The sequence below is a fragment of the Paraperlucidibaca wandonensis genome (genome assembly GCF_042677145.1).
Lineage (GTDB): Bacteria > Pseudomonadota > Gammaproteobacteria > Pseudomonadales > Moraxellaceae > Perlucidibaca > Perlucidibaca wandonensis.
The window spans coordinates 604099-625788 of the sequence record NZ_JBHTIT010000001.1 but is presented as its reverse complement, the minus strand read 5'-3'; the positions used below and the strand labels follow the sequence as shown (position 1 = coordinate 625788).

Annotated in this window: 21 protein-coding genes; 13 read left to right on the top strand and 8 right to left on the bottom strand. The window is 49.0% G+C overall.

Translation table 11 applies throughout. The features are described from left to right. Positions 1 to 40: 40 nt before the first annotated feature. Positions 41 to 1066, bottom strand: coding sequence for a helix-turn-helix transcriptional regulator (locus ACFQ0F_RS02815; protein WP_379068915.1), 1026 nt, complete (start codon positions 1064 to 1066; stop codon positions 41 to 43). 104 nt (positions 1067 to 1170) lie between these two features. Between ACFQ0F_RS02815 and ACFQ0F_RS02810 the strand changes: the two genes are divergently transcribed. After that, positions 1171 to 2055: a metal-dependent hydrolase gene (locus ACFQ0F_RS02810; protein WP_340675293.1), complete on the top strand. Its 885-nt coding sequence runs from the start codon at positions 1171 to 1173 to the stop codon at positions 2053 to 2055. A 92-nt stretch (positions 2056 to 2147) separates the two neighbouring features. Here ACFQ0F_RS02810 and ACFQ0F_RS02805 read toward each other — a convergent pair whose 3' ends face one another. Together ACFQ0F_RS02805 and ACFQ0F_RS02800 are read right to left on the bottom strand one after the other, a co-directional pair. Further along, positions 2148 to 2585 (bottom strand): hypothetical protein, encoded by a 438-nt coding sequence (locus ACFQ0F_RS02805; protein ID WP_379068912.1) that lies wholly within the window; start codon positions 2583 to 2585, stop codon positions 2148 to 2150. Position 2586: 1 nt separating this feature from the next. Further along, a complete protein-coding gene (locus ACFQ0F_RS02800; RefSeq protein ID WP_379068909.1) occupies positions 2587 to 4329 on the bottom strand; it encodes an N-acyl-D-amino-acid deacylase family protein in 1743 nt (580 codons plus the stop codon). A 127-nt stretch (positions 4330 to 4456) separates the two neighbouring features. Here ACFQ0F_RS02800 and ACFQ0F_RS02795 point away from each other — a divergent pair, with 127 nt between their 5' ends. Beyond that, positions 4457 to 5467 carry a helix-turn-helix domain-containing protein gene (locus ACFQ0F_RS02795; RefSeq protein WP_379068906.1) on the top strand — a complete coding sequence of 337 codons (1011 nt, stop codon included), beginning with the start codon at positions 4457 to 4459 and terminating at the stop codon, positions 5465 to 5467. A 60-nt stretch (positions 5468 to 5527) separates the two neighbouring features. On the opposite strand, the gene ACFQ0F_RS02790 is transcribed toward ACFQ0F_RS02795, so the two are convergent. The 3 genes from ACFQ0F_RS02790 to ACFQ0F_RS02780 form a co-directional block, all read right to left on the bottom strand. Continuing rightward, the gene (locus ACFQ0F_RS02790; RefSeq protein ID WP_379068903.1) at positions 5528 to 6877 is read right to left on the bottom strand and encodes a protoporphyrinogen/coproporphyrinogen oxidase; all 1350 of its coding nucleotides are present in this window, start codon (positions 6875 to 6877) and stop codon (positions 5528 to 5530) included. 38 nt (positions 6878 to 6915) lie between these two features. Next, positions 6916 to 8454: a glycoside hydrolase family 5 protein gene (locus ACFQ0F_RS02785; protein WP_379068900.1), complete on the bottom strand. Its 1539-nt coding sequence runs from the start codon at positions 8452 to 8454 to the stop codon at positions 6916 to 6918. A gap of 83 nt (positions 8455 to 8537) precedes the next feature. Next, positions 8538 to 9599: an AraC family transcriptional regulator gene (locus ACFQ0F_RS02780; RefSeq protein ID WP_379068897.1), complete on the bottom strand. Its 1062-nt coding sequence runs from the start codon at positions 9597 to 9599 to the stop codon at positions 8538 to 8540. Between the two features lie 177 nt (positions 9600 to 9776). On the opposite strand from ACFQ0F_RS02780, the gene ACFQ0F_RS02775 reads away from it, so the two are divergent. The 11 genes from ACFQ0F_RS02775 (at position 9777) to ACFQ0F_RS02725 (ending at position 19525) form a co-directional block, all read left to right on the top strand. After that, positions 9777 to 11288: a cellulase family glycosylhydrolase gene (locus ACFQ0F_RS02775; protein WP_379068894.1), complete on the top strand. Its 1512-nt coding sequence runs from the start codon at positions 9777 to 9779 to the stop codon at positions 11286 to 11288. 32 nt (positions 11289 to 11320) lie between these two features. Further along, complete coding sequence (locus ACFQ0F_RS02770; protein ID WP_379068891.1) at positions 11321 to 12151, top strand: AraC family transcriptional regulator; 831 nt, start codon at positions 11321 to 11323, stop codon at positions 12149 to 12151. A 129-nt stretch (positions 12152 to 12280) separates the two neighbouring features. Next, positions 12281 to 12913, top strand: a complete 633-nt coding sequence (locus ACFQ0F_RS02765) for an RNA polymerase sigma factor (protein WP_379068888.1) — start codon at positions 12281 to 12283, stop codon at positions 12911 to 12913. A gap of 197 nt (positions 12914 to 13110) precedes the next feature. Beyond that, positions 13111 to 13374 carry a hypothetical protein gene (locus ACFQ0F_RS02760; RefSeq protein ID WP_379068885.1) on the top strand — a complete coding sequence of 88 codons (264 nt, stop codon included), beginning with the start codon at positions 13111 to 13113 and terminating at the stop codon, positions 13372 to 13374. Between the two features lie 53 nt (positions 13375 to 13427). Further along, a complete protein-coding gene (locus ACFQ0F_RS02755) occupies positions 13428 to 13859 on the top strand; it encodes a MauE/DoxX family redox-associated membrane protein (RefSeq protein ID WP_340675282.1) in 432 nt (143 codons plus the stop codon). Next, the gene (locus ACFQ0F_RS02750; protein WP_379068881.1) at positions 13859 to 14731 is read left to right on the top strand and encodes a class I SAM-dependent methyltransferase; all 873 of its coding nucleotides are present in this window, start codon (positions 13859 to 13861) and stop codon (positions 14729 to 14731) included. The genes ACFQ0F_RS02755 and ACFQ0F_RS02750 overlap by 1 nt, the downstream gene beginning before the upstream one ends. Further along, complete coding sequence (locus tag ACFQ0F_RS02745) at positions 14732 to 15160, top strand: hypothetical protein (RefSeq protein ID WP_379068878.1); 429 nt, start codon at positions 14732 to 14734, stop codon at positions 15158 to 15160. 75 nt (positions 15161 to 15235) lie between these two features. After that, positions 15236 to 16090, top strand: a complete 855-nt coding sequence (locus tag ACFQ0F_RS02740) for an alpha/beta fold hydrolase (RefSeq protein ID WP_379068876.1) — start codon at positions 15236 to 15238, stop codon at positions 16088 to 16090. 185 nt (positions 16091 to 16275) lie between these two features. After that, complete coding sequence (locus ACFQ0F_RS02735; protein ID WP_379068874.1) at positions 16276 to 18291, top strand: hypothetical protein; 2016 nt, start codon at positions 16276 to 16278, stop codon at positions 18289 to 18291. A 136-nt stretch (positions 18292 to 18427) separates the two neighbouring features. Next, entirely contained in the window at positions 18428 to 18895 is a 468-nt protein-coding gene (locus tag ACFQ0F_RS02730; protein ID WP_379068871.1) for a hypothetical protein, read from the top strand. A gap of 54 nt (positions 18896 to 18949) precedes the next feature. After that, a complete protein-coding gene (locus ACFQ0F_RS02725; protein WP_379068868.1) occupies positions 18950 to 19525 on the top strand; it encodes a TMEM165/GDT1 family protein in 576 nt (191 codons plus the stop codon). A gap of 30 nt (positions 19526 to 19555) precedes the next feature. Here the strand turns inward: ACFQ0F_RS02725 and ACFQ0F_RS02720 are convergent, their stop codons facing one another. Next, complete coding sequence (locus tag ACFQ0F_RS02720; RefSeq protein ID WP_379068865.1) at positions 19556 to 20395, bottom strand: sterol desaturase family protein; 840 nt, start codon at positions 20393 to 20395, stop codon at positions 19556 to 19558. Further along, entirely contained in the window at positions 20392 to 21528 is a 1137-nt protein-coding gene (locus ACFQ0F_RS02715; RefSeq protein ID WP_379068862.1) for a hypothetical protein, read from the bottom strand. The genes ACFQ0F_RS02720 and ACFQ0F_RS02715 overlap by 4 nt, the downstream gene beginning before the upstream one ends. Positions 21529 to 21690 lie beyond the last annotated feature (162 nt).

Sequence of the window (21690 nt, the reverse complement as noted above, 5' to 3'; positions counted from 1 at the left end):
TATTGCTCACATAGTGTCCGACATCAAAGGATCTGACAAGTTAAGTTGTCAGTACTCTTTTGGCTGCACTCCGGTATTCGCGTGGCGTACAGCCCTGCCATTGCCGAAAAGCCAATGTAAAACTACGACGCTCAGTGAAGCCCAACTTTAGAGCAATAGTGTCTATATCTAAGTTAGGGTTGCGCAACATATTGACAGCATGCTCATGTCTAATGCGCCGCAGCAGCATCGAATAACTGCTACCAGCGAAGCTTAGTTGGCGCTGTAGAGCTCTAGGATGCATATTCATTGCCCGCGCAAGACCTGCTAAGCCAGCGCTGAATAAGCTCAAGTGTTGTCTAAATAAATAGTCTATCTGCATGGTCAATGGTGGAGCTAAACCATCACCCAGAAGATGTTGGCGGATGGTTTCCTCAGCACTTTTATGCGCATGCGGCAGACTGCCCGGAAGAATGCCATCTAATAATTGGTTATCGCCAAACATGGTATTGGCATCGCTATGAAAGCCAACTGGGCATCGAAAATATGTCTCGTAAAGCGCTGGGGCGGAGGTAGGAGCATGTTTGAACGTTACTCTCCTCGCACCCACCATATTTGGCGCGATCTGAGCACTGAGATGAGCAACGATTGCCATCATTAGCTCTACTAATAGCGGGTGATCTATAAGCCTAGGATCCTCAGAGTCAACACGGGGATGCAGACTGATTGCTGAGCCATGATCTTCAATATCAAAGCGTAATTCAGGATGCACCAGAACAGGCACCCATTCTAACAATGCGTTCAGCTGACGCAGGCTGTGGGCACTAACAAGAAAGGCAGAAACTGCCGGCATAGCATCAAAGTTAAAGGCCTCAGCCAGTGCAAAAATGAAACGACCGCGACTGGCTCGAGTCTCAAGCTGCTCAAGCAGGCTCGCAAGTAGCGGTAAGGGTAACGGCTCCGGCCGCCCTTCTTGAGCATGAATGCCCAACGCCAAACTGGCCAATACCGCATTAAGATTACTGCCAGAGCGCGCTGAGGCAGTCGTTAAAATACTTAAGAACTCAAGTCCAATATAGTGCTTCACTCTGTCGCCATTTAATCCTTATTTGTCACGATATTATCCCTTTTTCTTGCTGACGACACATATGATGACATTAGACACTGCTTAGCTTTACTTGGAGATCACCCATGGCTCGTCCTCAGTACAAAGAAAAAATTGTCGTGCGTAAAGGCTTAGACTTTGGCTTAGATTCCGAAGACATTCCTCGCTACTGGATGGCTGGCGACGCATTAAAAACTCGCGTATTCGATGCCGTCCAATCGACTTTCCCTGATGGCGAGCGTTATTTCATTTCAGCCGTACGCGCCTTTCGTGATCGCATCCAAGACCCTCAGCTCCTACAAGAGGTTAAGGACTTCACCATGCAAGAGGGCCAGCATGGAAAAGTGCACACTCTTTTCAATGAGCGCTTACGCCGCCAAGGCATCAACATCGATGCATTCACACGACACACACGTGAGATTACCGAACGACGCCTAAAGCAGCTGTCACCTGAATACAATGTGGCAATGACTGCCGCGCTCGAGCACTTCACAGCGATGATGGCGGACTTATTTTTTGCTGAAAAAGAGATGTTGGCTGGGGCTGATCCACACGTCCGTGCGATGTTTGCTTGGCATGCCATTGAAGAAATGGAGCACAAAGCAGTGGCCTTCGATGTCATGCAGCGCATAGCGAATGTCGGCTATGCCACACGCGTGACCGCCATGACGCATGCAACGATCATGTTTTCGCTATACACCGTGGTGGCACCGTGGTTCATGCTGGGCATGGATGGCTATAGTGTGACCGAGCGCATTAAGCTCTATCGCAAAGGTGCAGGTTGGCTGCTAGGCCCACGCAAAGGCATATTGGGGCGATTACTGCCGATGATAGCCAGCTATTACCGCCCAAACTTTCACCCTAATGATCTGCCCTCAGTACACAACTACTCGACATGGTTAAGTGCTTTTAACTCAAATCAAAATGCCATTGCTGCGGCAGAAGAAATGTATCTTGGGGCAACTGCTTGAATTAGTAGCGCTAGTAGCCTGGACGATATTTGTGGATATGGATGTACGCAACCATATCCCCGCCATGGTTGCCGCCAATATGAAACCAGACTCTACTGCTCCCGTTTCAGTACAAATGGCCAGCCCATGCTGCGAAGGCCTGGCACATCAAGCACCGTCATGCCCAGCCACTCATTTGGCGACATCTCGCGAAACTCATCGCGCACGAAGCGCCATGGCCATGGCGCTTCACTGCCATAAGTACAGACTAGCGCAGGTTGGCCATCGAGCAGCGAAGGCATTACGGTCACTTTCATGAGCAAGCGCTCATTGCCTGAGGCCAAGACATTAATCGCTGAGGTATTAGACAGGAAGCGTTTGCCTCGCCAACCGGGCAGTCCAGCTAGGTTTATGGCCGAAGGCGCCGAGGCCACCAGCCAGAAAGGCCCGACAAATGATGCCGCCCAAAAACCTGCAAATGAGGCCGTCGTTGGTAGCGCCAAAGTAGGAAAGCGTTGGCGCCATGCACGAAGAGATAATGAGCTTTTCATGTCATTGCGCCGGCAAAAAGCTACCAAAGGCCGATGACTTGCCCAACTCAGGCGTAATATCACCCTCGCTCACTGCAGCGCGGCCATTAATAAATACGTGACGAACCAAGCCTGGGTTGCGATTGACCAGGCGTTGTAGGCCAAAATTTTCCATCTCAGCCCAACTCACCTGCTCCAAATTTTGCGCCAACTCCGCTGGGTCTAGAATGACTAGGTCGGCACGATCGCCCTCACGAATATGCCCAGCATCGATACCTAACCAATCCCCTTGCTCGCCGGTTAAACGCCAAACGGCATGCTCCATCGACATCACAGATTGCCCCTTGTCAGCGGCTTTTTTAATTAGCTTGAGAAAGCGTAGTGGCAGGTTATAAAACGCCATATTGCGAATATGCGCACCGGCATCAGAGAACGTAATTAATGTTCGTGGGTCGTGCACCAGTTTCAGCAATTTGTCTTCGTGCGCATTACCAACGGTGGTGTACCAACGCAGTGATCGGCCAAATTCAACGACTAAGTCGAGAAATAAATCAACGACATGAACTGAACGCTCAGTGGCGATTTCGGCAAAATTGCGCCCAACCAAGCTAGCATCGGGGCATTCGAGCACGATGGCATCGCCAAAGTCGCGCTGCCATACGCGCGGGCTGAGCTTCTCGCCATAGAACTTGCGGAAATTACGGCGATACGCCTCGTCTTTTAGCAGCTCATTGCGCTCGACTTGGTCGCGCAAATCAAGCGCCATTTCACCGGCGCCAAACTCCTCAAAAAACACCACATCAATGCCGTCAGCATAGACTGTGAATGGCGTCGGCATTAGCTGCCAGCGGAAGTTTCCACCGAGCGCTTGAATCAAGCGCGATACCAGCTGCGCCATCGGGCGCACAGTAAAATTACCTTTAAGCTCAATGAGTGTAATCAACGTCATTTTCATCGGACGGCGTAACCAACCCAAGGCTGCGCCGATGTATTCAAAAATTTGTAGCGGGTTAGCGGCATTTGGTGCGCCCTGATGAATACGGCCGCGGCTGCGCAGAATGCGATTAAGTCGACGAATCTCGCCGGCGCGCGCATAGGTACTGGGCAGGCTTTTTGACCACTCGCGATCACCATCGATCTTGTCCCACTTCAGGCGCATGGTCGACAGCCCTAAAAAGCCAGCGTCTAATGCATTTTCTAGCGTTTTTTCCATCTGCTGCATCTCGGCCTCGCTAGGCTTAACGGCGCGATCGGTAGCGCGATGCAACCCAAGTGTGGCCACGCGCACATCGCTGTGGCCAAGCAGTGATACCAAGTTAGGTCCAAGCGGCAGTGTTTTAATAAACTCGACCCATTGCGCCGGTGTGCGCCAAGTTTTGTATTGCTGCAAAATCGGCAGCACTTTTTCGCGCGGCACCGTTTCCACGCGCGTAAAAATATCCGAGGCATCTTCTGCCTCACTACAAATCATGCTCAACGAGCAGCTGCCCACCAGCACAGTGGTCACGCCATGACGCACTGACTCTGACAAGCTCGGCGAGACCATCAACTCAGCGTCGTAATGAGTATGAGCATCGATAAAGCCAGGTGTTATCCACAGGCCATTGGCATCGATCACGCGTGCGGCAAGGCTGCTATCGAGTGGCTCAGCACTGACCTTGGCGACACGTCCGTCGTTGATGGCGACATCGGCTATCTGTGATGGTCCTCCGGTGCCATCATAGTAGCGACCGCGTTGAATCAGAACGTCGTAAATTGTTGCCATGATGAGTCCTCGATTTTTATTTTTTTTGTCAGAAGGCTGAGCTAGTCGCTTCAGTATTTAGGTCTCGACATTAACGCGCGTTAGGCCACATGATTTGATAAATCACGAGCTCTGACGGGTAAATTTCATGCGATATCTTGCGCGAAGCGGTGGATTACTGGGCTATGCCGAGCTCGTGCGCCGGCACGGTCATGATCCGAATGCGCTACTGAAAGCCGTTGGGCTACCACTCACAGCTTTAGAAAACCCCGATATTTATCTGTCCTACCCCAAGCTTGCCGCACTCTACGAGCACACCGCGCAGGTTTTAGACGAACCCCGTTTTGCGCTCCAGCTCGGCCTCCGCCAAGGGCTAGAAGTTGTTGGCGCGCTCGGTGCTTGGCTGTGCGAAAAAGCCACTATCGGCGAGGCTCTATACGGGCTACAGCGCCATCTTAGCTTTCACGCCCGCGGAATCGATGTGCATTTGCATAGCCACGGCGACCAAGTTGAACTAGAGCTGAGTTTAGCTTTTGCCCATACAAGCGACTGCCAGCAACTCATGCTGCTTAGCTTGGCACTCTTACAGCAAGGCATGCGCGAGCTTCAGCCTAATCAAGAAACCGCTACAGCCGTATGGATTGGCGCACAACGGCCTCTTCCCAGCGTACTGCGCGCCTGCGAGGAGTTTTTTCGCTGTTCGGTGAATACGACAACCCCACGTTATGCCATACGATTTCCACTAAGCTTGCTCAGCCGGTCAGTGGCCGTCTCACCCAAGTTACGCGCTCGCCTACAGCAGCATTGGCGTGATGATTGGCAACTCATGCCGATGTCGATTAGTAGTCAAGTGGCTCGCTGCATCGCCGCTCTGCTGCCCACTGGCGACTGCTCATTGTCGGCAGTCGCGCAGCTAATAGGCCTACATAGCCGCACCCTGCAAGCCAAACTTAAGGCCGAGCACACTAGCTTCGATGCTTGCTTGCGTCAGGTGCGCCTAAACTTGGCCTGTACGCATTTACGCGATAGTGATGTGGATATCACGCGGCTTGCGCTGGACATGGGCTATGGTGATATTGCGGTGTTTAGCCGCGCATTTAAACAATGGACAGGATTTGCGCCAAGCCAGTGGCGGCGCGATAAGGTGCTAACAAGTTGATCCTTCAAAAGAGCAAATGCTTACTACTGTATGGTTGATAATACTGGGATGACAGCGATGTCACTTTGACTTCCCACTCAGTATCGCGGCCACTGCACGCTCAGCCGATGCCAACGCGCCTTCGATACAAGCTCCTGCCAGATAGTCTCCAGCAAAAGCCAGGTCTGGGCGCTGCAAGCGCTGAAAACTGGCAATTTTCTTATACTGCCCAACACCAAACTCTGGGATTGCCTCTTCACGCAATGCCACATGCAGTGGCTCAGCATCGACAGGTAGGCTTGGATAAAACGCAATCGCACGAGCCCAGGTATCTTTAAAAATCCACTCATCAGACTGACCAATATAACGCCGTGAAGCCTTGGGAGAGAAATACAAACTGACAATCTCTTTACCCTCAGCACGCAACGCCGGATAGCGCTCGCCGCATAAACCAAGCGCCACAATATCTCGCTCGCCAACGCCGGCCGGCACAACCAAACTCACTGGATGGCCTTGCTCTCGATTAATCAAAAATGCGACATGTAGGTTTTCGCAATACGACTGCCCTTCAAGAAACTCACGCTGCTCAGCGTCATAGCGTTTAGCCGAAAGCGAACCGCATAACTTTGCTGCAACGCTCGCGGTAGTCGCACAAACAATGCTATCAAAAACCTCTTCGTGCTCACCGTCAGCATCTCGCCAGCACAACTTAGTACGCTCACCGTCCTCTAGTAGGGCGTGGACTTCAGCGCCAAAACTAGGCTCTAAGTCTCCTAGCAAACGACTGGGCAATTGATCAATCCCACCAGGGAAACTATAGAAACTAGCGCCAGCCGAATTCGACATCATGCTGACAAACATTGCCCGCGACACTTGCTCGGAGGGCATAAACCAAAAAGGCTCAATGGTTTGCCGAATAAACGCATGGTAAGCAGCTTCACCAACCTGCTCTATCGCATCATCTGCCACGCTACGGTCATCCAAGTGGCAGAGTGATTCTGGCGACACCCAATCCAGCTTTTTGCGCTGCGCGTTAATCTTGGCCAAATAAACGGTTAAACGCCATTTATCCGCCAAACCTAATGTAGGCAACCACAAAGTAGACCATGCCGACGCCCACACATTGCTGGCATTAAAACGATCAATGCCCGTTGGCGAGACAAAATCAAACTGGCGGCTTAGGCGGTGTACACCATCTTGCAGGCCTAGCTCTGGCAGCAATGCGATCAATCGCTCATAGAAGCTAGTGAAGAATGCTGCGCCGCTATCGAGCACAATGTCGCGATTGGGGTCGCGCCAACTCATGGCCCGCCCACCCGGCGTCATTTCTTTTTCGAAGACTCGCACCGTATAACCCGCCTGCTGCAACAGTCGCGCAGACATAGCGCCAGATACACCTGCGCCAATAACGGCAACATTGCGCTTCTTCATATTGATTCTCTCTTATTCACAATAAATGAAACGGATACTTAGCGACTTGGCGTGACACTTACGCGGTAGTCATCCTGCACTCGTAACGATAATAAAAAACCGCCAGCCATTTTCTTTAGCTCTGCTTGCTCACCACCAGAAATTTTTGGCGTTCCTATACGTTCGGGAAGCCACAACTCGAGAACACCTGGCTTAGCCGTGGTACCTGTCAACTCAATGGCTCCAGTGTCGATATCAGCGGAAAGTGTTAACAGCCGCCCTGGTGCTGCACGAGGGTATGCGCGAGAAAGCGTCAATGCATATTCAGGCACAAGGCCCATATCGATATCGCCAGGGCAACCATTTCGCCAAAGCGCGATCTGATCACCAGGAATTTCACCATTAGACTCATTGAGTGAATGCGGGTCGCCGCAGGCTTGGCGCCATACCCACCATGCGCCGCCAATGCGGTATTTGTCCTCAAACGAGGCGTACTCTCGAAGCTTCGCATCATTTTCTACAGGATCTCCGAACCATCCCCACTCACCAGACCATAAGGCTGTGCCCAGCGAGTCCGCCGCTAGTTTCGCGAGCTGAAAACCTTGCTCAATACTAAGCGGCGCTATCGTAATGGAGTCGGCGTACAGGTGAGGAGCAAAGACAATATTGGTATCGCTGGTAAAGCCTTTTAGTGGTGGGAGCGTTGCACCAAAGGCTGACCAATCCACTGTGGGCTCAAAAAATACAATGTGGGAAAAGCCATTGATGGCTTTCGCTTCTGCAGCGCGAATGGCTTTTATCGCGCGGCCGTAAAAGCTACCTGTGGATAGCAATTCCGACACGCCAAGCAAAAAGCCGGGATGGGGCTCATTGAGCAGATCATAGCCAGCGACTGCAGGCTCCGCCGCAAACTCAGCAGCAAGTTTTCCCCAAGTAGTCACTAGAGCGCTTTGAATGCCATTTCTATCTAACCAGAAGTTGGTAAAAGCAGCTGTAACGGCTGGCGATAGCTCACGAATACTGATTCGGCAGGTACTTAAGCCGTCGGTAATGGTTGCCCAATCAGGGGCGCCATCCCAGCCAATGGCAGGCTGTAATAACGGTGGCAAACAAAACTCACCAGCAGGTGTCGCAATATGCTTACCCCACGCGTCTTGATGCATGTCCAACACCACATACATGCCTTGAGCTTCAGCAGCGCGCACTTGCTCGCGAATCTCACGTATATACGCTTGGTTTAGCTCGCCTCGTATAGGCTCTAACTGTGACCAGTGGATTACCAAACGAATCACATTAAAGCCAAGGCTGGCCATATTTGGCAGGTCATTTGGTCGAGGCTTTACCGCAGGAGGAAGATCAGGATGGCCCTGGTAGTAATCACCTAAAGAGGTGTAGTTCACGCCACGCAGTAACACCTCTCGATCGAACTCATCGTAAATTCCTGCTCGGCTACCTGTCTCCGCATGTAATCGAGGCAATGGCGCCGCACGCGCAGCAGATTCAGAAGCCGCTGTGCTTTCTTCCTGGCGAGTGCCTTCATCGATACAACTGACCATCACGACTGATGCAATTAGACAGGCAAGAAGATTAGCTTTCATCGGGAATATACCTCTGGCGTAGAGGCGTCATGGTAAGGCTCAGGCGTTAAGAGTCATTACCGAATCGAGTCATGCTTATTGTCCTATTCGGACATATTGGCATTGCGATACTCGCCTGGAGTTACCCCCGTCCATAGCTTGAATCGACGATAAAAGGAGGCCACTTCCTCGTAGCCCAAAGCTTGAGCGATATCGATAAATGACTGCGTAGGATCAGATAAGAGTAACTCCGCCTGCTCTTGCCTCAGCTCATCAAGAACGAGTTGATAGTGCGTATTTTCAAGTCGAAGGTAGCGCTGCAAAGTTCGACCACTAACGCCCAGCTGAATGGCCACTTCAGATTTATTGATAGCGCCATTTTGTAGCTGACGAGAAAGCTCATGCCGCACCTTCAGTCGCCACGTCTGGCTATCGCTACTTAGCGCAGACAGCTGCTTTTGAGCATGAGTCTCTAAGGCCTGTAGTAAGCCTGCATCAGCTTGTCGCAAAGGTAGCATTAGCATGTCGTGGTCAATAACGATGCCGCTAAACAGCTGATCAAACAGTACAGGGCATCCAAAAAGCTCAAAATAATCCGCGCTCTTTGCACCCTCGGGCAAGCTATGCTCAAACCTGATTTCACATGGTGGGCGTTTGGTGTCAGCAATCCATTGGCCAAATGAAAGCCAAGACGCAAGTACATTTTCCACCATATGACGCTTCACCTGTGGGTCGGCGACTCGTGCATGCCAACTCATGCAAATACGCCCATCCAACGGCTCGACCTGACTCACACCAAGCTCACCTACTAGCCGCTCGTAGCTAGCCACTCGCGCCATAGCATCACCCAGTGAGGCGCAATTAATTAAAATATAGCCCAAGACGCTCCATGCATCTGGCTGCACTATCAGCCCTGCCCGTAGCCCAAACAAGACATCCTGCGACTGCTCAACCAGCGCCATCAACAAACGTTCGTGTATCGCAGCAGGCAAGCGGCGCTGCGCATTCTGAATATCTTGCTGATCCAAACCTAATAAGTTGAGTGCCTGTTCGCCATCAACGCCTAGCTTCTTTGCTGCGTGAACATACCGCAGCAAACCAGAGGCCGATGCTTCGCCAGCAACGTCTTTAAGATCGTGTGCTGCTGATGTCGAAAAATGAGTCATAGGGCCTGCTTAAACGCCGAAACAGCGCTCAATCTATACTGAAATTAAGCCCTTTGCCTATGTGATACATCGATATCAATGCCTTGTCCGAATCGGACAGTGAGGATGACTGTATTCGGCAATGACTTGCTTTAGGTAGTCCGTAAAATGCTTTGTAATCTATACAAGGTCGGCCTAATGATGAAGATCTCTATTTTTCTCGGTGTGTTGTTGTCTCTTATGGTCTCTGCCTGTGGCGGGAGCACTAGCAGCTCTAAGCTAACACCCTCCTCATCATCTGAAGCCGCTGCGGCGAAAGCATCGTTCAACCAAGCCAATGGCTGGGTAACCGATGCTGACGGCCATGTCATTATTTTCCACGGCTTCAATATGGTCGCCAAAGAGACGCCCTATACGCTTGAATCAGTCGGTTTTGATGATGATGACGGTGCCTTTCTCGCCGAGCATGGCTTTAACGCAATTCGTCTCGGGTTCATGTGGAAGGCTGCCGAGCCTGAGCCTGACCAATTCAACGAAGGTTATCTCAATAGCATTGAACGCACTGTTAACGCACTAGGCAAACACAAGGTGTTGACCTTATTAGACTTCCATCAAGATGCGTATAACGAAGCAGTTGAAGGCCAAGGCTTCCCAGACTGGACGGTGTATGACGATGGCATTCCATGGCTGCCTTTAATTCCAAAAGAAGCACAGCTGGTCTATCAGCGAGTATGGGATAACTTTTGGGCTAATAAACAAGGCGTTAACAACACACGGCTGTGGGACCACTTTGCTAACTTCTGGCAGCACATTGCGACACGCTTTCGCAACAATCCAAATATTCTTGGTTACGACCTTATGAATGAGCCATGGCCAGGACTGCAAACCCCGCTTTGCCTCAACCCATTGGTCTGCCCTCACAACGACACGCTCAGCAAGTTTTATGGCGATGTGATTCCCAAGATTCGGCAATATGACGCAAACACCCCCTTCTACTACGAAGGCAGCCTACTAGCAGGCGGCGGCATGGCACTAGATATTGACATTAAAGACCCAAACACAGTGCTGTCATTTCATAACTACTGTTTGCTAACCGTAGTCGGCGCAATCGCAGGCATACCAACACCAAAGTTTGTCGGTGACCTCACGTGCCCTGAGTTAGAGAAGCTCACTTTCGACAACTCCATCACGCAAGCTCAAACCCAAGGCCATCCTGCCGTGCTAACTGAGTTTGGATCAGTGCCAGACCTTGATGCGGTAGAACGAGTTGCAAAACAGGCTGATGATTACAAAGTAGGCTGGATGCACTGGACCTATTTCAATACAGGTACCACTAACTTTCCAGGCACGCCCAGCTTAGTGCTGGACCCTTCTAAAGCGCCAACAACCGATAATATCAACACAGAATTGCTCAAAGTTTTATCTCGACCTTACCCGCAAAAAACCGCTGGAACACCTGTTAAATGGGACTTTGATAGCGATAGCAAAGTCTTTGACATGTCCTACACAACATTACGTGCAGACGGCGCAGGCTCATTTGCAAAAGGCGGTGAGACCACGATCTTTGTACCTAAACTTCACTACCCGAACGGGTATAAAGTGAGTGTTACTGGGGGCAACTTAATATCCGAAGCTAATGCTCCATATGCTGTGATTACTGCTAACAATGGCGCAAGTCAGGTCGCTGTTAAAATCGAGCCTAGGCTGTAGGGCGCAGCTGCGTGTGTGATACTTAGGGCATTATGGATATTTTAACTTACCTGCTATCACACTTTAGCCTCAAGGCTGGTGTCTTTTACACCGGCCCAATTTGTGGTGTTCACGACTTCGAAGAAGATACGACTCAAGGCCACGTGCACTTGATACACCGAGGCTCAGTTAAAATTTCTGGCCCCAACATACCATCGGCAATTGTCATTAATGAGCCCACCGTCCTATTTATGCCAAGGCCCGATAAACATCGCCTTGAGATAAGCGAAGGTGAGGAAATTCAAGCGCTCTGTGGCACGATACATTTTGGCTACAGTCAAAAAAATCCTATCTCTGACTCACTTCCTGCTATTTTGGCAGCGCCATTAAGCGCACTTACAAATGGCGTTCAAGTCACCGACTTATTATTTTCAGAGGCTTTTGAACGGCTTGAGGGAAGGCAAGGTACTCTCGATCGGCTCTGCGAAATCCTCATCATGAAACTGCTACGACATGGCATGGCTGAAGGGCTCATTCATGGTGGCGTACTAGCGGGTTTGCTCGATACAAAGCTATCGAAAGCGCTCTTGGAAATTCATGAGCACCCTGCCCGCGCATGGACCGTTGCCAATATGGCAGATGCTGCTGGCATGTCACGCTCACGGTTTGCTGAGCACTTCAACCGTGTTCTCGGTGAAAGTCCCGCTGATTATTTAACGAGCTGGCGCATTATCACGGCACAACAACTCATTCGTCAGGGCATGCAGATTAAGCAGGTTTGCGGAGAGGTTGGCTACGGAAGTGCCAGCGCTTTTAATCGTGCATTCTCACGTAAAGTAGGCTGTTCACCCTCGCAATGGCTAAAGCAACACACTGACTTATAAGCAATGTCGCCTCATTGAGACGATCTGAGTCAATTCCAAGACGATCAGTCAATTTGCTTGACTATTTCTGCCAAGAAACACTTTAACATTCTTGAAAATGCTACGTAATGGCATCGAAAAGGATGGATTATGCTCAAAAAAAGCGACACCTCAGCTGCAGATAGTGTTTCTGAGGATGACTTAATTGCTGCACTGAAAGCTGGCGATAGCGCAGCCTACAAACTTGCTGCTCAGCGCTACGGTGGCGCTATGCTTTTCGCTGCGAAAGCCGTTAGCCTCCTTCATGCTGAAGATGCGGTGCAAGACGCTTGGATTGCCACAATCGACGGGATAAAAAAATTCGAGCACCGTTCATCATTGAAAACGTGGCTGATCAAAGTAACGGTAAATCAAGCTTACGGGCACCTTCGCAAAAACCATCGCTATGTATCTTTAGATGGCCTGCAGCCTGATGCAGATCCTTACAGCGAGTTATTTAGCCCTCAGGGGCGTTGGCTAGCACCTGTTTCACAATGGTCTGACGATACGCCAGAAAAGCTGTTAGAGGCTCGAGTGATGGGTGACTGCATTGATCATCACTTAGCCTCCCTGCCGCAAGGTCAGCGCATGGCTCTCGTCTTAACCGACTTCAATGCCATGACGGTAGAGGCCATATGCGAAGAACTTGATATCAACCCTGGTCATTATCGAGTACTGCTTCATCGAGCAAGAACTAGCTTATTCAGCATGCTCAGCCATTATGAATCAACCGGCGACTGCTGACTCTCAGCCAAGTACTCAGCCGTTTTACTATCTTCAATCGGCCAAACACTTGGGTCTGGTGGCGAAACCATTAAGCCTATTTGCAAAGCAGCACCAATGATAACTACAGATTATATTTTCATGAATTTCTGTAACTTTTAGGCTGCTCCAAGCAACTACTGCATGTGTAGATAAGCAGCTAGTGAGCAAGCAAGAGGATGAGCAATATGATGAGCTGCAAAGAAATATGTGCCCACCAAGCAGGTTCTCAACAAGCTGACCTTGGCTGGAGACTCAGGTTAGAGCTCAGCTTCCACTTAATGATGTGCGGCAACTGCAGAATGGCAGCTAAACAATTTCGCCTGATGCTCTCTACTACGCCGCGCCGCCAAGCTGAAGCACCAAGCGAGGCACAGATAAAACACTGGATGATCGGTGTGGAGCGTGCTCTAGAAAATAGCAAAGAGCACAAGTCTAACTAATCATATTGCACGACCAAATAATTGACCGAAAACGAAACCATATGAGGTAGTTCATGAGTACAACTTACGCATCAGATGCATTAGCGAAACCATTATCGCGCTCTTTATTAGCACTTCGCCTAGGGGTGTTTATTGTGATGCTTATGTGGACGCTTGATAAGTTTTTCAATCCAGCACATAGCAGCAAAGTCTTCGAAAGCTTTTACGGCATTGATTGGCTATCTCACAATTTCTCATACATTATTGGCTTCATTGAGCTAGCACTAGTCATTGGATTTGTCACTGGATTTAGCCGACGCTGGACCTATGGTGGCATTCTATTAATTCATGCTGTTTCCACATTTTCCTCCTATAAAATGTATATGGACCCTTTCAATAATCTATTATTTTTTGCTGCGTGGCCAATGCTAGCAGCATGCCTAACACTTTATTGGCTGAGAGATTGGGATACTTTATTTAGCCTTTCAAATAAAGGAGCGCGCTAATGTTACGCATCTTAGGTATTTTACTATTTTCAGCTACTCTAACAGTCGAGCCTGCGCTAGCTGACTCGTTGAATAGCGTAATCAAATCACCTCATCGCGAGGTTTCAGCACAAAGAGATGAGTACCGTCACCCACTAGAGACAATCACATTTTTTGATATACAGCCGAATATGACTGTCGTAGAAATTTGGCCAGGCTCTGGTGGTTGGTATACCGAAATATTAGCCCCCTACTTGAGAGATCAAGGCAAGCTCTATGCCGCACAATTCAATGCCGACTCAGAGTCGGCATTTTACCGAAACTCACGTGCAAAATTTGAAGCAAAGCTCCAGTCAGACCCAGAGTTATATAGCAAGGTTAGCGTTGTTAGCTTTAACCCTCCTACTCATGTTGATTTCGCCCCAGAAGGCAGCGCTGATCGCATTCTCACATTCCGCAGTATTCATAACTGGTATATGCGTGGCGGCGGCGATGAGCGGGTATTAGCGGCATTTTCAGCCTTTTATAAAGCACTGAAACCAGGTGGCATATTAGGAATTGTCGAACATCGCTTACCTGAAGCACGACCGTCATCAGATCAAGAAGGCAGTGGCTATATGCACGAAAGCTATGTCATCGACCTTGCACAAAGAGCTGGTTTCAAGCTGTTGGCGCAGAGCAATATCAACGCTAACTCTAAAGACTCTGCCTTGCACCCAGAGGGAGTTTGGACACTACCGCCAACTTTACGGTTAGGTGATAAGCAGCGCAGCCACTACGTATCTATCGGGGAAAGTGACCGCATGACTCTTAAACTCATTAAACCAGAATCTTCCATAGCTGATGCGAAAAACTCGATGACAACATCACAACCGACTGCAATGGATAAATAAATGACACATCAAGAATCAAGAAAGCCAAACGTAATAAAAGAAATATACTTTTCTTTTTCCGCACTCCCTTTATGGGTTCAAGCATGGGTTGCGCTAATACTAGTGCCAATCAACTTTGCCAGCCTGCTATTTATTTCAGAGCCACACGGAAAAATAATCGCTTTTTTATCACTTATAGCAATAGCACCAAATATTATTATAATCTTCTATGAAAAAGGCTTTTCTAAGCTTATGGCCCTGCCTCATATAATTCCATGGCTATTACTAGTCGGGCTAATACTGGCAACTCCATTGATTGATGGAGAATATAAATCATACCTATACGCACTAGCCACTATCAATACAATATCATTATTTTTTGACATTCCTGATGCCATTAAGTGGTTTAGAGGCGACAGAGACGTTGTACGGAAATCTACCCTTAATTAGAAGCTGCCTCCGGCTTAAATAAAGCATAAATACACCAAAATCAACTTAGCTAAATAGTTCGAAGAGATAAAGAGTATGTCGGCAAAAAAACTGATTCAACAATGGAAACAGCAAGGTCAGCCATTACAGGTTGCCGGAGCAAACTCATACATTTGGCGCCAAGGCACGGGTGAACCTGTTGTATGTATGCATGGCGTACCCGCCTCTGGCTTCTTATACCGCAAAGTTTTACCTGAACTGGCTAAACGTGGCTTTGAAGGGATAACTCTAGACTTGCCAGGCCTAGGGCTAGCCGACCGTCCGACTAACTTTGATTACAGCTGGAGCGGGCTATCCGCATGGTATGTAAAAGCGCTGGATGCTGCTGGCATAGACCGCTTCCATCTTGTGGTTCACGATATTGCAGGCCCCATTGGTTTCGATCTAATTCGTAGACTGCCAGAGCGAATATTGTCTCTAACGGTGCTCAATACCATGGTCGATGTGTCGACTTTCCACCGCCCTTGGACGATGGAACCATTTGCTTGGCCTGTCATTGGTCGACTTTGGTTACAGTCGGCGCGAACACCCTTGTTTTACTTTTTGATGAAGCTACAAGGCATGCATAACATTAGCCGTCATGAAGCGGCTGCTTATGGGCAGTTATTGTTAGGCCCAGATGGAGGCAGAGCTTTTCAGAAAATAATGTCCTCATTCAATCGAACAAAAGAGTTTGAGCACGCGATTAAAGCCAGTCTCGCAGTACGAGCCTTTCCGGCTCAAATCATTTGGGGCATGGAGGATCCAGCGCTGAAAAGCGCACAATATGCCCCTCCACTGATGAATGCACTTAATTTAACGTCATTCCAAAAGGTCTCTGGAAAGCACTTTCTGCAAGAAGATTCCTATTGCGAGATTGCCGAAGCGATTGCCATACAAGCCTCGCGTTGAGTCATGTTGCTTACGTTTTATCTTGATGAAAACGGTACCGCTTGTATGTGCTCATGAACGATGGTGCCCTTAGCTTTGTGTAATCGGCCCATCATTCAAAAAGCCTGTCATTCGCAACCAAACTCATACAACAAACGTGGATTTGACCACAGAGTAAACGCGTTCAGAGTCGCATAGTGGCTTGTATGAGCTACTTAGAGTGCGTTAAGCAGATACGCCTTACAAAGCATCGAGAACGTGGTGCAGTCATGCTCATGACAGCAGGCTTTATGCTTTTAGGCGTGACGTGCCTTGCTTTGGTTGTAGATACGGGGCGTCTCTATGTCATCAAACGCACCCTACAAAGGCAAGTTGATGTGGCTGCTCTTGAGGTGGCTGCCCGTGGAGGCCGATGTGATGACGGATCGGCACAGCAAATTGCTCAGGAAAACTTAGCGCGCAACGGATTTACTCTCGATGCAGAGCATCAGCTTGCATTGCCAGAATGTGGCGACATTATTATTAGTAATAATATGCGGCAACTCGATACCGCTAGCAGTAGTAACAAAGCAATTGCTATTTCACTTAGTCAAACCACGCCAGCGAGCATGATTGCCGGTGGCGCCTTTGGTGAAAGCATCACAATTTCTGCACGCGCCGTAGCAAGTGCAAATGGCAGCCCTTTAGCCATGCTTACGCTGCGCAGCACATTACTCAATGTAAATATCACTAAAAACAGTAAAGCAAAGTTACTTAGCGACGTTTTTGGCGGCCTACTAGGTGGCAACTTGAACATTTCAGTTGGCGCTTGGAATGGTCTTATTCATACCGATATCGATATTTTTGAGTTCATGGATCGCTTAGCCATCAATATCGGCGTTACTGCTGGTGAATATGACAGCCTACTCTCCACTAATGTGAGCACAGGAGAGCTAATCCAAGCGGCAATTGATGTGCTAGACCAGCAAAATGGCACTCCGCAAGTCACACTCAATGCTTTAGAGGCGATTGTCGCCTTAGATCAGATTTTATTGGCTAGCTCGATTAGCTCAGGCCAACTCAAGCTAGGTGAGATCGTTGGCCTTGCATCTGACGCGGACTACGATGGCGCTAAAGCACGGGTTCAGCTCTATCAGTTTATCCAAGGCATCATTCTGCTTGCCAACCAACATAATGCCGTCAGTGCTGTTATCCCTATTGATCTATTAGGCAATACAGTCGACCTCGCCATTAAGGTCATTGAGCCGCCACAGTTTGCCGCTATTGGTGACCCTGCAGCAGCGAAAGATGAGGCATATCTGGCCGTAAATAACAGCCCTAATAGAATTTATGTACGCTCTGCGCAACTTCGTATGGTTTTAAGTGTGTCGCTAAGTAATCAACTGACATCACTAGTCTCAGGCTTAGGCACTGCTGTAGGCAACTTAGCCAGCCCATTAGTTAGCGTGATAAATGGACTGCTTGGCCTGAACTTAGGCGCATTACTTGGTGGACAAGACCAATTAAGTATTTTATTGCTGCCCGCCCCGTTTCGATTTGATATAAACCTAGATCTTGCCGGCGGCGATGCTCGAGTGACAGACTTTAGCTGCCAAGGCGATGAGAAGTCCCTAACTGTACCGGTTAAAACCGCTGCAGCAACTCTTCGTATTGGCAAGATGGGTGTCTCCGCGAGCGATGCTCAAGAGCAGGTAATGTCTAGCCAAACAGAGCCTGTGGTACTACCAATACCACTTGTCGACTTCGGCATTAAGCATTGCTCATTACTCGGCTGCGGCGCACGAGTGCCATTTGCCGCCGGGGGACTTGGCTTAAAGGTCAAATCATCTGTCTTTGGCGCTGAAGGTACGCTTCTGTTTGAGTCTCCCGCTGAGGAAAACTTACCTGACTTAGTCAATATGGCGGAAACACGTGGAAGCCAGGTATATCAATCGATTAGCTCGGCAAGTCTTATAGGTAGCCTAAGGAGCACCTTGTCAGGGCCAGAAATTACCGCTTACGAAGCTAATGGCAATACATTGGGTTCAGCGCTGATGCTCGTAGGAAGTATCGCAAACACGGTAGTGGCGCTTCTGAAAACAGCCATAAGCACAGTCTTATCGCCACTGCTTGACCCATTGCTAACGTTTTTAATAGAAAATCTTGGCTTAGACTTGGCAAAAACAGAGGTTGCCGCAAACCTAAGCTGCCACGCAAACCAAGGCGTATCCATAGTTATGTAGGCGCAGGTAAGCGAACATCCTAGCTCAAAAAAAATGCTTCAAGTAGGCGGCAAATCGTAATCAGTCGTTAATGTGCGTAGGTCTTCAATGATGTCGATCAAGACATTGAGCACAACACACTATCTAGAGGTATGTCATGAAATCTTGGAACAATCTTGCAGCAGTCGCCGTGGGGCTAAGTCTGCTAGTTAGCGGCCCTGCTTTTGCTAAAAAGCCTGACTTTGCTGAACATGGTGGAAATCACTCAGCAGATCATGATCACGGCAAAAAGCACAATGAAAAACGTCACACTAACTACTTTAGCCAAGATAGATCGAAGCGAATCAACGACTACTACAGCACCAAAGCTAAGAAGTCAGGCCATTGCCCTCCTGGCTTAGCCAAGAAAAAAAATGCTTGCCAAGCTCCGGGACAAGCTAAAAAATGGGCCAAAGGTCAGCCACTGCCAGCCGACGTGATTTATTACAACCTGCCCCGCAACTTGCTATACGAGCTAGGAAATACTCCAGCTGGCCAGAAGGTGGTGCGTGTTGGAGAGGATATTCTGCTAATCAATGCCGTGACTGGTTTGGTTATCGATGCAATCGAGCATGTCTTCCAATAAGTCACTGACAATGCGCTGCAGCTAGATCCTACTTATTCTCTTTAGGAATCCAGCGTGGATGCATTTTTAGTCTCAACCGGTATCGTGGCGCTTGCTGAAATGGGTGATAAAACCCAGCTATTGGCTTTTATGCTGGCTGCGAAATTTCGTAAGCCAGCCCCCATCATCTTCGGCATTTTAGTAGCGACACTGCTTAACCATGGCATGGCCGGTGCGCTTGGCACGTGGATTCCTCATCTATTAGATGCCGAGGTTTTGCGCTGGGTGCTCGGCATTGGTTTCATTATCATGGCTATCTGGATTTTGATTCCCGACAAGCTCGACGAAGGTGATGCCAAGTTCGTGTCATTAGGCGTTTTTGGCACCACCGTCGTCGCATTTTTCCTTGCTGAAATGGGCGATAAAACCCAAATAGCCACGGTCGCGCTTGCCGCTCAGTACCAAAGTTTTATCGCAGTCGTTCTTGGCACCACTGTGGGTATGCTCTTGGCCAATGCTCCCGCCGTGCTTCTAGGTAACAAGTTCGCCAGCTCATTACCAACCACATGGATACATCGTGTGGTCGCCGCTATTTTTGCCATCATGGGCTTAGGTATTTTGCTCGGCCTTGGCTCTTATTTAGGCCTATAGAGCACTGACGAGTTGGCTTGTCAGTGCTCGTTAGCCGGTCCTCCCAGCTGTTTGTTGCACACTCTCCTGCTGCTCAATTTCTACCGCTGTTAAGCCTCTCTTCTTCCCTTGCACATACCTCAAGTACGCAGGTATGTGTGTTTTACCCATGTATTTATCAAGATACGGTAGAAACCCAGCGTAATTGCCTTTGAATTTAGCATGGTGGAAATCGTGATAAACAGGGCCTTCGTACACAGGTAGCAAGTGCACCGGGTTCCAGGGAATGTCATAGCCAATGTGGCCATCTGCACCTTCAATTTGCCGGATAATTACCCAAATCCATACGACATACAGATGCGCTCCCAAAAGAATGGGGCCTATCAGGGTCAGCGTTGCGGTTAACGAATACTCCAGCCAGTGCATATAGTTGCCGTTGATACCGCAGGTGTTACGAACCCTGTGATGCACGCTGTGCACATGCCTCAGCAACCACTTGTTCTCGTGCATGTAACGATGCATCCAGTAATACAGAAAATCATCTAGCAGCACGAAAAACAGCAATTGCGCCAAAATTACATACCAGATAGGCAGCTCGTTGTTGTGCACGGCAGTATGTTTTAGCAGCGGCCAGCTCAGCACCAGCAGCGAAGCCAAAATAGCGTTATTAACAAGAATACGCCCAAGAGACGGCAGCAAAAACTTTTTAACCTCAAACGGTTTCTGTTGAATTTTATATTTTCTCAGCGAGACGGGATCCAACCAAGCAACGATTGTCCAAGGCGTTGCGACAAGCAAAAAAGCCGCCATGCTGATGGCCAGTGTGGCCATGGGAAACTGCCAAAACCAAGGATCGTTATAAAAGCCCTCCCACAATCCAAATATATTCATAACGACTCCAAGCAAACCGAATCGGCTATCGCAACATTAGGCGACCTCTTTTTGTAAACAGTACCAAAGCTTAAATCGCCATAGGTGACGGTTGGCCGGTACCCGGGAAACCCCCAATAACTGGTTAGCTCGGAGGAGTTCGCCATATTTGGGAAATCTGTATACAGCGGATGGTTACCAGCAATGGTTTTCTCAACCACCATAGAAATGTATTGATCAAGCCCGCCCTCAAGGGTGTTGCCATTCAGAATCACTTCCATGCCGGTTTGCTGCGCGTATTTCTTCAGGCCAGGAATCCGTGAATGCAGAGGCGCGTAGCAATCTGGCCCAACGCCATTTTCACTGGTTACCTTCAAACCTTCCGGTGTATGCGCCACAAATGAATGATTTCCAACGGTATGGCCAGGCGTACGAATCAGTGCCAGCCCGTCACCAATCATCACATCTCCATCCAGTTGAATAATGCGACTTTCCGGAACACCCGCCAATCCATTGGGGCAGTACCAATCGAGCTGTGGTGGCATCAGGAAATTAGCCGCAGTCCACTCTTCTCTCATCACCAGAAGCTTGGCATTGGGGAACAAACCTGGATTCTTGCTATCTCCCAACCAGCGACGAATGTCCTGAGTGTGCAAATGGTCATAGCTTATGTAATCCACGTCTTCCGGCGTCAAACCAACCTGTTTTAAGCACGCTTCGACTGTGTTGATTTCAGGCGCGAGAAACTTCCTAACCAACGCTTTGAGCGGTCCAGCCTTGTCGATCACTTTCCTGAAGTACGGGGTTTCTGCGTTCGCTTCGGCATCTGACGGTGACAGCAATATTGTTTTCACACCTTCTTCACTATCAACTTGCACAATAAACACGCGATTCAGAATATGGATATAGGGGTTAGGGATAACATTGCAGTTCAGAAAAGCGTATTTGCTGGGGTACGGCACGCGGATTAACCCCATGCTTTGATAAAACCTAGCCTGAGGCTTTGCCAGCATGTCATCACGGAAGCTGACCGCCGCTTTACGCATGGCTTCCAGCCGATAGTGCGCAGTATTGCACTTTCGAGCCTCTTCGAAATGCTTGATCGGCTTGATGATGCTGCTTTCAATCGTGCTGGTTTTGAGAACGCTGCCCATATACCACCCCTTCTATAATTGTGTTGGGATCTATGACTCGCTGATTGAAAAGCATCCTAGCCTGCTATAACGTAGCTTAATTGTTTGATTACGAATAAAAATTACTAAAAGGCGATAAAAACCATCAGCAAACCAGAGTCAGACGCCTCTCGAAATCACCCG